Below are 7,261 nucleotides of genomic sequence, written 5' to 3'. Positions count from 1 at the left end.
CGGGAACGTTCCCGGAAAACAATTGTCAATAAAACAATTAATAATGATAAAAAAAATATTTTTCTGCGCGTTTTGGGTTTTTGCCCAAACTTTTTTGCTTTTCGGGCAGGTAAAAACAGCCTTCAAAACGGGTAAAATAGCACTCTTGAAAGGCTCATCCGAAGGCCTGTTTTTGGCAGGTAATTTTAATGGTTGGAACCCGGCCGATAGCGCCTGGAAACTGATTCCGGATGGCAATGGACGCTACCAGCTTTTAACAACGATGCCTAAAGGTATTTATAACTACAAAATAACCCGCGGCAGCTGGGATAAAGTGGAATGCACTGTAACCGGCAAGCCGGCCGATAACCGCAGCCTTATAATTACCGGCGATACCACGATAGTTTTAGATGTTGCCGCCTGGCAGGATAATTTTGCCCCTGCGGAAAAGAAACATACAGCTACCGCACAGGTGCATATTATCAGCGATAAATTTGTGATGCCACAGCTGAACAGGGAACGCCGCATTTGGATTTACCTGCCTGTAAATTATACTTCATCGAAAAAAAGGTACCCGGTTATTTATATGCACGACGGGCAAAACCTTTTTGATGATTATACCAGCGGCTATGGGGAGTGGGGGATTGACGAATTGCTGGATAAAGTATCACCACAAAAGCAATGTATTATAGTGGGAATTGATCATGGCGGCGGTTTTAGGATCACCGAATACGATCCTTACGACTCAAAATATGGCAAAGGACGCGGCGATGATTATGTGGAGTTCCTGGCAAAAACGTTGAAACCCTACATTGATACACATTATAAAACCATGGCCGATGCAAAACATACAACAGTAGCAGGCAGTTCGATGGGAGGGCTGATATCAATGTATGCCACATTAAAATATCCGGGCGTGTTTGGCAACGTCGGCGTATTTTCGCCCGCTTTTTGGATAGCGCCCCCAATTTACGATTTGGCTAAACAGAAAACTATCAGCAATAAAACCCGTTTTTATTTTGTTTGCGGCGATGCCGAAAGTGAAGACATGGTTGCCGATATGCAAAAAATGGCTAGGATAATAAAGGACAAGGGTGCTAAGCCCGAAAACGCCCCCGTAACTATCATCAAAGGTGCCAGCCACAACGAAAAACAATGGCACGGCGACTGGCCTGAGTTTTACAATTGGTTGATAGAGTCGGAAAGTCCGAAAGTCGGGAAAGTCCGGAAGTAGCCTCAGATCTAAGGTTCGGGATATCTGGCAATTTTTACTTTTTTTGTAAACCACGACATTGTACCTGACCGACATTTATTATCTTTCGGACTTTCCGGACTTACGGACTTTGCTGACTTACGGACTTTCCGACTCAACACATGACCATAGAAGAAATATTAAAACAGTACTGGAACCATGATCATTTCAGGCCGATGCAGGCCGAGATTATCAAATCTGTTTTATTAGGTCATGATACTTTGGCCTTGCTACCTACAGGCGGGGGTAAATCTGTTTGTTTCCAGGTGCCCGCGTTAGCCAAGGAGGGTGTTTGCATCGTCATATCTCCACTGATTGCCCTAATGAAAGACCAGGTTGAAAACCTGAAAGATAAGGGTATTAATGCCGTAGCCATCGTATCGGGCATGGGCAGGCGCGAGATTGACCTGGCACTGGATAATTGTATTTATGGCACCGTTAAATTTTTATATCTATCGCCCGAGCGGCTGTTATCAGAGCTGGTTCAGGAACGGATAAAATACATGAAGGTTAACCTGATAGCGGTTGACGAAGCGCACTGTATCTCGCAATGGGGCTATGATTTTCGCCCCCCGTACCTGCACATTGCCGATTTACGCCAATTGCATCCCAATGTGCCTGTGCTTGCCCTTACCGCAACGGCCACGGCTGATGTTAAACAGGATATCCAGGATAAGCTGCAATTTAAAAATCCTGTTATCTACCAGCAAAGTTTTGAGCGCAGCAATATCAGCTATGTTGTTCAGGATGCCGAAAATAAATTCAGGCGGATGCTGGATATTGCCAAAGGGGTTAAAGGCAGCGGTATTGTTTATGTACGCAGCCGCAAGGATGCCGCCGAAATTGCCAGGTATTACAACGAAAATGGCATCAAGGCCGATTTTTACCACGCCGGCCTGCCCATGGACGAACGGGCTGACCGCCAGGAGGACTGGAAAAATAACCGTACGCAGGTAATTGTGGCCACCAATGCTTTTGGGATGGGTATTGACAAGCCCGACGTTAGGTTTGTTATTCATAAGGATATGCCCGAAAGCCTGGAAGCCTATTACCAGGAAGCCGGCAGGGGAGGCCGCGACGGGCAAAAGGCTTATGGCGTATTACTATATACGCATGCCGACAGGCTGCGGCAGGAAAAGTTGTTTGAACTTAATTTTCCAACTGTTGATGAAATAAAGCACGTTTACCATTGCCTGGCCAACTACTATCAACTGGCATACGATGCAGGCGAAGGCCTCAGCTTTGATTTGGACCTGGGTGCCTTTTGCAGCCGTTTTAAGCTGGATGCTATAAAAACGCTAAATGCCCTAAAGTTTTTGGAAAAAGACGAGTATCTGTCGTTCAATGAAAGTGTTTTTCTGCCATCGCGGTTCAGGTTTGAGGTGGTTAACGAGGTGCTGTACAATTTCCAGATCCAGAATGCCGGTTGGGACCCCTTTATTAAAACGCTGTTGCGGTCGTACGGTGGCGCCTTTGAAAATTATGTTAAAATAAAGGAATATGACCTGTCAAGACGTACAACATTGAGCGTTCAGCAGGTTGTTGAAGGGTTGTTACAGCTGCAGCAGTTTGGCTTAATAAGCTACCTGCAGCAAACAGATAAGCCACAGGTTACTTATTTAAAAGCACGGCAGCAATCAAACAGGCTGTTTATCAATAAAAACTACATCCAGGAGCGTAAGGAAACCTATCGCCAAAAAATGGAGGCGGTTTTTGCGTACGCTGTTCATAAACAGTGCCGCAGCCAAATGTTGCTGGCTTACTTTGATGAGCCCAACGCCCGCAAATGTGGCATCTGCGATGTTTGCCTTGACGAAAAGCGCCACAAAAACGAAGATGAACTTTTTGACAACATTACCAACGAGGTTGTACAACTGCTCAGCATCTCAACCCCCGATATCGGCACATTGATAACTACCATCAACATCGGTACCGAAAAAGATAAAATTGAAACCATCCGCCTGCTGCTTGATGCCGGGAAAATAAAAACAGACGGCGAGAAGTATTACTTATAGTCATTGGTCATTTCGCTTCGCTGTCATTGGTCATTTGCTGCGCTGTCATTAGTCATCATGTAAATTTCTGCGACCAGGTACTCGAAACTCGCTCCTGGTAACAAAAATTCTCCCACAATTCACCGTGTAAATTATACACTTCACCGACAAAAAACCTGCGTACAACTAATACACCGGAAACGGCTGTAACGATTTTTATTGGAGATCGTCATATAGGTGTATTTAAAAAATAACAAAAATAATTACTTGACAATCAAAATATTAATACCATGAAAACTAACTTAATAGCCATTTTTACAGTAATAGTTACCGTATTGGGCATCACAAATTCAACTTACGCAGCTGTAGATAACAGCAACAATAAAGGCGTGGTTTTAACAGATATCAGCAACATCAATAAAATAGAAGTTTACGGTAACGTACAGGTATACGTTACTACCGGCGCAGCCGACCAGGTAAAGGTTTACAACCAATATTATACCGAAAGTGCTTTGGTACAATCAAAAAAAGGTGTATTGAGAATTTCATCATACAAAACCGAAAAATTGGTTGTTTGGGTTACTGCAAAAGAGCTATCTTCAATAACCGCTTATGATAATGCCGAAATTAAATCTTTCGGAAACCTATCTGCCATAGAACTCGATGTTAAATTATACAACAACGCATCTGCCGATTTAAAATTAGACGCTTACAGCACCCGCGTTACCATGAATGATCGTTCAAAAGCAAATTTAAGTGGCAATGTAACCGAATACAGCCTTGTACACAACATAGCATCAAGCGTTAACAGAACATACCTGGTAACCGAAACTGCTACCGATAAATTAACCGGTGCACCAGCCAAATCCACCGAATATGCAGGCCTATAATGTTCATTGGTTCACTGGTTCATTAGTTCATTGGTCTTGTCTGGTTGAATTACCAGTCAGGGCCGATGAACTTTTTTATTGTAGCTTAAGCTTTTGCCCGGCATGCCCGCGTTCCAATGACCAATGACCAATGACCAATGACCAATGACCAATGACCAATGACCAATGACAATGAACCAATGAAATGTGCTAAAAAATCGTATATTTGCATAATAACGGAAAATTATAGCTATTTCCTCATAGCCACCCACTGTCAATTTTATTGATCAGGGTTCATTTTATCCCCGCTGATACCGTTGCTGCCCGGAAATTAATTAATGAGATCCTCTTCATGTGTTACCGATACTGAATGTTATTTCAGTTGATCAGATTGATACAGGTGTAAACCAGGAAATGCGCATTGTTTAACTAAATTTTAATAAGCATGGCTAAATCTCAGGCAACCTTCATGAAAAAACAACTCGAAAAAAATCGTCAGAAAAAAAAAGAGGATAAAGAACAACGTAAACAGGAGCGTCAGCAAAACGGCGGCGGCAGCGATCTGGAAAGCATGATGGCTTACGTGAACGAGTTTGGCGAAATTGTATCTACTCCCCCCGAAAAAAAAGTATAACCTCGCCTGCCTTACAATATTATGTAGTGTAACACAAGGAATGTTTACACTACATAAAAAATTGTAACGGCTAAATTACTCCCCATTTAGCATTTGTTATCGTTACTTACCGCACCAATCTGTTGGCGGTAAAATTTTTCAGCGATTGGCATTGAAAAGATTGACTATCGCAAATGACACTTCAAAATTCTGCAATATTTAAATTGAACCTTTTTAGTTTTTAATTGTCGTACCTAAAAAACACCTACGATTAAACTGCTATGAAAATTAATTTTTACTTGCTTGCTTGTTTTGCTTTGCTTGCATCCTGTTCTGGCGGGCGCAATGCTGCCAATGATGATACAACAGTTTCAACACTTCAGCCTGCAGATACGCAACTGGCCAGCGCGGCCAATGCCCCAGCTGTAAACATGCGGTATTGCTTTTTTTATACGGAAGGCAACAAGGCACAGGATACTACACTTGTAAGTATTTATATAAATGGCGATAAAGTTACCGGCAATATGAACTGGACGCCGAAGGAGAAAGACGCCCGCAAGGGAACGTTAACAGGTACGCTGGCAGGTAACGCCATTAAGGCTATATGGAGCTTTAACCAGGAAGGCAGCGCCGACACCATGGCTGTTGAATTTCAGCTTCGCGGAAATGCGCTTGCACAAAAGCCATACGCTTATAACCCTAAAACCGGCAGGCAGCAAACCAACAGCGCGGCTGCTTATAACGTAATTTACAATATGAAAAATTGTAAGTAATTATTAATTTAGATAAAATTATCACCATCAAAAAATGAAGACCAGGGACACCAGCATACTTTATCTCGTATTAGGTTTGTATACACTCATGATCAGTTGGCATTATAACCATTCGCCTATTTTATTGCTTATTCATTACCTGATCTGGCCGGTTTACCTGGTGTACGAATTACTGATTGGCCATCTTGCCCATGGACTGTGGCGTACAATTCCGCTATCGTATTTTAATTAGCGTAGCGCTAACCTTACAATAAACGGTATAGCCCAAAGTCTTAAGCTGAATTTAACTTGTAGCTTAACACTTTGGGCTGTTGTATTAATGCGTTAATCAAACTTTTTCAACCACAACAGCAGTACCGTATGCCAATACTTCGGTAATGCCCTGCATTACTTCGTTAGCATCGTAACGCATGTTGATAATGGCATTTGCCCCAATAGCCTGTGCATGCTGAATTAAAAGCTGGTAAGCCTCTTCACGTGCATTTTCGCAAAGCTCGACATAAATAGAAAGCCTGCCGCCAAAAAGCGACTGAAAACCACCGGCAATATTGCCCAGGGCGCTGCGGCTGCGTACGGTAATACCACGTACAACACCTAAATGTTTAACTATCCGGTACCCGTCTAACCCGGTACTGGTTGTAATAAGCGAAGTATCCATTGTTTTATTTAGTTTATGATTATTAGAGCGCCGCTAAGCTTAAATGTTACAATAGTAGCTACTTACCTGTATTTACACAAATAGGAACTTTGTACGTTTGTTTTTACTTTAAATTTGGTATTGGCCTCAACTTCAAATGATTGGCCGGCCGTATAGCTTTCCCATTCTTCTTCGCCGGGTAACAACACCTCCAGATGGCCCTCAATAATGGTCATACTCTCATGGCTCGATGTGCCAAATTCATACTCGCCCTTTTCCATTACACCAATGGTGCTTTTCCCTTCGGCGCTGGTATAACCCAGTGATTTTACTGTGCCTTCAAAATATTCGTTTACGTGAATCATGTTTATAATATTAAACGCCTAATATGCCTAAATAAAACCATTTGTTTGATAAATGCCGGCCTCAAATAATTTCACCCAAAACTGCCGAATGTTAAAATATGTGAAAAAATTAACTTTGGTTGTAATTATTAATCTGCAAAGAGCGTTATTTGCATAAAATCTGCAAGGCGCATTGTTTGCACAAAATTTATATATGAGGAAAATTCAACTTATTGTTCTGTTACTTATATCGGCTATCTACTTCCAAGGCTGTAAAAAAGACGTTGTTACTTCTGCTTCTACCACATCTGATAAAATACTGGCTGCAAATATTAATGGTGTTGTTTGGTACCCTGATACGGTTACCGCAAGAATTACTTTTAACGATGCTACAAAGGTTAAAACCTTTTCGGTAATTGGTACGGCCGATTCAAAACGGGTTATATTTAATATAAATGTGTCTAATAGCACAAATACCAATAGTTTTCCTTTGGCTACCTACAAAGTTGATGGCACAGGCAAGCTAAATATGGCTTATTACACACTTCAGAAAGATGATACCGGAAATTACGTATATGTGCAAACCGGTATTGTTGAGAGTGGTTCCGGATTGGCTACTATAACAGCTATTGACACAGTTGCCAAAGTAATTACCGGAACCTATTCGTTTACCTCAAAAAAGGTTAACCTTAATCCCGATGGTACTTATCAATCTATAGAAATATCGCAGATACTTTTAGGCACGTTTGATAAATTGCCTTATGTTTTAGGAAATGGTAATTTATAGCCAGCTGTTTTAA

9 protein-coding genes are annotated in these 7,261 nt (G+C 41.8%); 7 read left to right on the top strand and 2 right to left on the bottom strand.

Translation table 11 applies throughout. The features are described from left to right. The first annotated feature begins 43 nt into the window (after positions 1-43). The 6 genes from AC1DV1_RS19085 to AC1DV1_RS19060 all read left to right on the top strand — a co-directional run bounded on the left by AC1DV1_RS19085 (position 44) and on the right by AC1DV1_RS19060 (position 5,712). Positions 44-1,213 (top strand): alpha/beta hydrolase-fold protein, encoded by a 1,170-nt coding sequence (locus AC1DV1_RS19085; RefSeq protein WP_477362114.1) that lies wholly within the window; start codon positions 44-46, stop codon positions 1,211-1,213. Positions 1,214-1,353: 140 nt separating this feature from the next. Further along, entirely contained in the window at positions 1,354-3,246 is a 1,893-nt protein-coding gene (locus AC1DV1_RS19080; protein ID WP_477362112.1) for a RecQ family ATP-dependent DNA helicase, read from the top strand. 269 nt (positions 3,247-3,515) lie between these two features. After that, positions 3,516-4,115: a GIN domain-containing protein gene (locus AC1DV1_RS19075; RefSeq protein WP_477362110.1), complete on the top strand. Its 600-nt coding sequence runs from the start codon at positions 3,516-3,518 to the stop codon at positions 4,113-4,115. A gap of 424 nt (positions 4,116-4,539) precedes the next feature. Beyond that, positions 4,540-4,728 (top strand): hypothetical protein, encoded by a 189-nt coding sequence (locus tag AC1DV1_RS19070; protein WP_295716248.1) that lies wholly within the window; start codon positions 4,540-4,542, stop codon positions 4,726-4,728. 260 nt (positions 4,729-4,988) lie between these two features. After that, positions 4,989-5,480: a hypothetical protein gene (locus AC1DV1_RS19065; protein ID WP_477362108.1), complete on the top strand. Its 492-nt coding sequence runs from the start codon at positions 4,989-4,991 to the stop codon at positions 5,478-5,480. A 34-nt stretch (positions 5,481-5,514) separates the two neighbouring features. Further along, entirely contained in the window at positions 5,515-5,712 is a 198-nt protein-coding gene (locus AC1DV1_RS19060; RefSeq protein ID WP_147052093.1) for a hypothetical protein, read from the top strand. A gap of 96 nt (positions 5,713-5,808) precedes the next feature. Here AC1DV1_RS19060 and AC1DV1_RS19055 read toward each other — a convergent pair whose 3' ends face one another. Both AC1DV1_RS19055 and ppnP read right to left on the bottom strand, forming a co-directional pair. Next, positions 5,809-6,138, bottom strand: a complete 330-nt coding sequence (locus AC1DV1_RS19055) for a YbjQ family protein (RefSeq protein WP_090652012.1) — start codon at positions 6,136-6,138, stop codon at positions 5,809-5,811. A gap of 62 nt (positions 6,139-6,200) precedes the next feature. Further along, the gene (ppnP, locus tag AC1DV1_RS19050) at positions 6,201-6,482 is read right to left on the bottom strand and encodes a pyrimidine/purine nucleoside phosphorylase (protein WP_477362106.1); all 282 of its coding nucleotides are present in this window, start codon (positions 6,480-6,482) and stop codon (positions 6,201-6,203) included. Positions 6,483-6,675: 193 nt separating this feature from the next. On the opposite strand from ppnP, the gene AC1DV1_RS19045 reads away from it, so the two are divergent. After that, positions 6,676-7,248, top strand: coding sequence for a hypothetical protein (locus AC1DV1_RS19045; protein ID WP_477362104.1), 573 nt, complete (start codon positions 6,676-6,678; stop codon positions 7,246-7,248). The last annotated feature ends 13 nt before the right edge of the window (positions 7,249-7,261 follow it).

The sequence above is a fragment of the Mucilaginibacter sp. P4_D1 genome (assembly GCF_056401935.1).
The sequence above is the reverse complement of the archived record's forward strand: the minus strand, read 5'-3'. Positions and strand labels throughout refer to the sequence as shown.

Excerpts from the sequence above, each read along its gene's own strand:
- ppnP (WP_477362106.1), bottom strand. The coding sequence starts at position 6,482 with ATGATTCACGTAAACGAATATTTTGAAGGCACAGTAAAATCACTGGGT.
- AC1DV1_RS19055 (WP_090652012.1), bottom strand. The coding sequence starts at position 6,138 with ATGGATACTTCGCTTATTACAACCAGTACCGGGTTAGACGGGTACCGG.
- AC1DV1_RS19060 (WP_147052093.1), top strand. The coding sequence starts at position 5,515 with ATGAAGACCAGGGACACCAGCATACTTTATCTCGTATTAGGTTTGTAT.
- AC1DV1_RS19065 (WP_477362108.1), top strand. The coding sequence starts at position 4,989 with ATGAAAATTAATTTTTACTTGCTTGCTTGTTTTGCTTTGCTTGCATCC.
- AC1DV1_RS19070 (WP_295716248.1), top strand. The coding sequence starts at position 4,540 with ATGGCTAAATCTCAGGCAACCTTCATGAAAAAACAACTCGAAAAAAAT.
- AC1DV1_RS19075 (WP_477362110.1), top strand. The coding sequence starts at position 3,516 with ATGAAAACTAACTTAATAGCCATTTTTACAGTAATAGTTACCGTATTG.
- AC1DV1_RS19080 (WP_477362112.1), top strand. The coding sequence starts at position 1,354 with ATGACCATAGAAGAAATATTAAAACAGTACTGGAACCATGATCATTTC.
- AC1DV1_RS19045 (WP_477362104.1), top strand. The coding sequence starts at position 6,676 with ATGAGGAAAATTCAACTTATTGTTCTGTTACTTATATCGGCTATCTAC.
- AC1DV1_RS19085 (WP_477362114.1), top strand. The coding sequence starts at position 44 with ATGATAAAAAAAATATTTTTCTGCGCGTTTTGGGTTTTTGCCCAAACT.